The following is a 4,219-nucleotide window of genomic DNA, read 5'->3' as shown; positions in this document are numbered from 1 at the left end:
GCACCGTCGCCTGGCCAGAACCGTTGTCCCCCCAGCAGCGCAGGGTGCCGCCCGCCGTCACCGCACAGGTGTGCGTATCACCCGCGCTGACCTGGCTGACCGCGCCGAGCTCGGCTGGCACCGTCGCCTGGCCAGAACCGTTGTCCCCCCAGCAGCGCAGGGTGCCGCCCGCCGTCACCGCACAGGTGTGAGACCCACCCACGCTGACCTGGCTGACCACGCCGAGCTCGGCTGGCACCGCGGAAGATGCCCCCCAGCAAAAGAGATACCCGGCGCGATTGATCACACAGGTCGTATTGCCACCCGCGATCACCTGGGGCAGGGCGGCGTTGGTCAGCCCGAGGGCCACCGCTGGGCGGAGATCCACGCTCAGCGGCTCCGGCACGACAGGCGACGAGGATCCCGATGACTCATTCAGCACCGCTGGCACAGCCATGGCCGCAGGCTGAGGCACCAGCAGGGACACCCCTAGGGTAACCAAGAAGACCAGCACGAGCGACAGGCAACGACGGTGAACCATGACACCCTCCGCTTCCACGAGTCGCCCGGTCAGCCCCGCGCCGCCGCCGCGACCACGCGTACAGATAACCCGCTTAGACTGTTAGTATCCATCTTAGGCTGTTTGTACCCATCCGCCCCATTTGACTCTTGGCTTTTGACGCATAGTTGCGGGATCATTACCAACGCACGCGGCTGAGCCACCCACGGGCGTGGCCTGGCCCTGTCCATCCCGCACGCCCTGCCCCCACCACGTCCGTAGCCCGGTGGGGGCGCCAGGGAAACCTCGCCCCCACGCTGACGCAACGCCTCGGCAGGCAACGAATGATCATCGCGCCCACGGCCATACGCCGTTGACCCGGGGCCACCGTCAGCGCAGGCGACGCCGAGCACCGTCATCAGCGCAGGCGTTAGACCAACCCGCTGATGATCGCCTACCTACCCCACCCACCGCACGCGCTACCGGGGAGGGGCTGGATGACGCTGCGGGCGCAAACACACTGCAGCACGCTCACCCTTGCACCGCGTCCTGATGCGGCAAAACGCCTCGCTGGGCGGCGCGAGCCGCAGCGTTGGCCCCTGCGTGGTACCCCTGCGTCACGGGCGCAGGAGTTGGCTTTGGGGGCCACGCAGGGGTTGCAGGGCTCGACGTTGGGGTTGAACACGAGGTTGACGCTGAGGCTGACGCTGCCCTTGAGGCGGAGCGTTGCACGGATCGCTGTCTCCGCATTGCCAACACCACCCCCACCGTGCCGTCAGTATTCAGCGATGTCGCTGCCCCCAGGGTCGGCGGGGCGGGGCAAGGAAGGCGGTGCGGCCGGGCCGGATATGGGGGCAGCCGCTTCCGGCGGTGGGGTGGGCCCACCAGCGCGAGGCGGTGGCGGGGCCGGATCAGGGGTAGGCGCAGCGGGGGCCTCGGGGGGTGGACTGGGCACGGCGGGCGACGAGCGAGGCGACATCCGGCGGGCCGCAACCGTGCGACAGCGCTGCCGGGTGGCGTCGTCGAGGGCGATGCCGTCGGTGATCAGCGGCGGTGTCACCGGAGGCGCGGCGGGCCGAGGGGGGCGCGGTGCCCGGCGCGGTGCCCGGCGCGGTGGGCGGACACGACTGACCCGGATGTGTTGCGCTGCGCCCCCCGCAATCACGACACATTCCCCCGGTTGCAGCCGTTTTACCATGTCGGGGTGAATCTTCAGGCTGTCCTGAACCGCCAGGCTGCCTTCGCCCAAGGCGTACTCTTTGACGCCCCGCCCCATGCCCCGTTCGGCGACGCTGATCCGCCGCTGAAAGCTGACCTGAAGCCCGGCTCGGGGCAAGAGGCGTTCGGGATCGGCACACTGGTGCAAGATGACCCCGCCTGCCGCCCCCAGGATGCGATCGGCGTCGCTGCCCATGCCCGCATAGCTCTGCGCTGTGACGATGACCCCCGCCCCCCGGAAGCGTACCATTTCGAAGAGCGTGGCGGCGTTGGCTCCGCCCACCGCAATCGCCGGGAACTCGTCGATGATCAGCAAGACCCGTTCGTCCGGCGGTTTGCGCACCGCAACATAGTGGGCGAAATCTTCCAGCAGGTAGCGCCCCAGGCTCGCGGTCTGGTCACGCAATTCCAGGCCTTTGAGCAGCAAGTACCCAGCCGCCACGTCCTCAAACGCCCACCTCCCATCCAGGCCGCCCCGTAGCGCACGAAAGAAGGAGCGGTATCGGTTGGCGGCGGCCTGGGCGTCTTCCTTGCGCAACCCCGTCAACTCCTGGGCTTCGGGGTGCCCACGGTAGAGGGTGAGCAGGTGCTCAAGCCGGAGGCGGGCGAGCAGTTCCTCGCTCGAGCGCGGCGGCCCGGGGGGGGCATCCACGGCCAGGCTGAGCAACAGCTTGGTCATATCGCGATAGTAGGGTTCCGTGTAGTCGAGCACGGCTAAGAGCCGGTTGAGGATGGCGGTGCTGTCGCCGCGCCAGCCGTCATAGGTGGTGCTCGGAAAGTGCGCCACGTGGGCGATCCCCGCCGTGTGCATCGCGGTCGTGAATTCCGCAGCGGTCGCTTCGTCCCCTTTGCAATCGAGGTAGAAGACGCGCCAACCATAGGTGCGGGCCGCCCCATACGCGAGCCGTTTGCTCGTTTCGGTCTTGCCCGTGTTGCTCGCGCCGATCAGCACCAGGTGTCGACCCAGATTGGCCGCTGGATAGGTAAACCAGGCCCCGTGGCTCCAGGCAAGATCGCCACCCAACGGAACGCCGAGCACAAGTGATCCACCGGCAGCGTCCGGGGCGGTGGCGCACTGGTGCTGCGCCCGTTGCAGCGCTCGCTGAGCGCGGGCGGTGTCACGCGCCAGGCGTTCGCGTTCCCGATCTTCCGCTGTCTTGACGCGCGTGTTCTGGAGATAGAGGGCCAGCAGCGGGGCCAGCAGAAGCATCGTCAACCAGAAGTGCCTCACGTCGGGCCAACTCTGGGCGAACAGGGCCGGTAGCGCGGCTGGGGGCGGCGGGGTGATCAGTGTGGGTTGCAGGTAGCCAAGCAAGGGCCGGGTCGTGAGCGTCAGGCTGGCGAGCGTGGCCCCCAGATGGCCCCAGCGGACGGCGATGCCCGCCAGGCCCGCCAGGCCCAGCAGGGCACACCAGCGAGCGCGGCGTTGCGTCCGATCCGCCTGCACGAAGGCCGCCAGAAGCCCCGCGCACAGCAGCGCTGCAGGGCCGGTCACGATGAGCAGGAGGGCCAAGCTCACCAGGCGGCTCTGTTGTTCCTGGACGGTCTGCGGGGCGAGCGGGCGGCGGGTTGGCCGGGAGGGCAGTGGCGCCAGGGTACTCATGATGGTGTTGGCTCCCAGAGGTGACTCGGGGCCAGCGTGACCTGCGGTTGCTCCACAAGACGATCGACGACCTGGTTGGTTGTCCACACCACGGTGCCGATGCCGAACCAACCCCGGCGAATGGTCGTCGGATGCACATGGGTTTCGGGGAGAAAGAGATAGTTCGCCGCCGCCTGGCGGTTGACTTTGACCACTTCTTCGGCGATCCGCTGCAGGCGCGTCATGCTCGGAGCCACGACGAGCACGCGGAAGTGAGCAGTGCCATAGCGTTGCTGCAACAACGGGTGGCCCTGGTAAGCGTCGTACGCCTGAGCTTTCCGGTACCAGGAGCGGAGCGGGCGGGTGCCGCGATCGAGTTCGAGCACGAAACGTTCGCCGTCGAAGAGGCAGGTGGCATCTCGCCAGCAATCTCGTCGTGCGCTGGTTTGTCGGGCTCGCCCTGTTTGCCCCGCAGCTTCCCGACCATACCACGCTCGCCCGCTTTCACGGCTGGATGCGGCAGCACGTGCCCGACGCCCTCTTCCGCGATGTGCTCACCTTCCTCGACCGCGTCGACCCGGAAGATGCCACCACCACGCCCCAGATCGTCGATACCTTTGCCATGCAGAGTCCGGTCGCGCCCAGTGTCAGTCCCGCCGCCTTACTCCGCGACCTGACCCTCCGCCTCGTCTGGCTGCTGCGGCAGCGCGGCCCGGCTACCCTCACCGCCGCGCTAGAGGCGCTCGACCTGACGCCCTTCACGCACCCCAAACCCGCCCGCAGTGCCGCCGCCCGCCACGCCCGCCTCCAGACCACCGTGGCCCTGGTCGCCCGCGTCGTCACCACGGTAACGGCGCACCTGGACGCGCTCGACCCGGTGGTCCACCCGCTCGTGCGCGCCTTCCTCGCCGATCTCGCCAAGGTGCAGGCCGATGAACTGA

General features: G+C 68.6%; 3 protein-coding genes and 1 pseudogene. 1 reads left to right on the top strand and 3 read right to left on the bottom strand.

Features of this window, described 5'->3' with window-relative positions; genetic code table 11:
- From EYB53_RS25030 to EYB53_RS25020, 3 genes and pseudogenes are all read right to left on the bottom strand, one after another.
- Positions 1-520: pseudogene (locus EYB53_RS25030) on the bottom strand (RCC1 domain-containing protein); the annotation flags it as partial.
- A 733-nt stretch (positions 521-1,253) separates the two neighbouring features.
- The gene (locus EYB53_RS25025; protein ID WP_135482301.1) at positions 1,254-3,299 is read right to left on the bottom strand and encodes a type IV secretory system conjugative DNA transfer family protein; all 2,046 of its coding nucleotides are present in this window, start codon (positions 3,297-3,299) and stop codon (positions 1,254-1,256) included.
- Entirely contained in the window at positions 3,296-3,664 is a 369-nt protein-coding gene (locus tag EYB53_RS25020; RefSeq protein WP_135482299.1) for a hypothetical protein, read from the bottom strand. The genes EYB53_RS25025 and EYB53_RS25020 overlap by 4 nt, the downstream gene beginning before the upstream one ends.
- Positions 3,665-3,714: 50 nt before the next feature.
- On the opposite strand from EYB53_RS25020, the gene EYB53_RS25015 reads away from it, so the two are divergent.
- A partial coding sequence (locus EYB53_RS25015) for a transposase (RefSeq protein WP_135482297.1) occupies positions 3,715-4,219 on the top strand: 505 nt, incomplete at its 3' end.

Origin of the sequence: Candidatus Chloroploca mongolica (assembly GCF_004762035.2) — a bacterium.
GTDB lineage: Bacteria > Chloroflexota > Chloroflexia > Chloroflexales > Chloroflexaceae > Chloroploca > Chloroploca mongolica.
The sequence above is the reverse complement of the archived record's forward strand: the minus strand, read 5'-3'. Positions and strand labels throughout refer to the sequence as shown.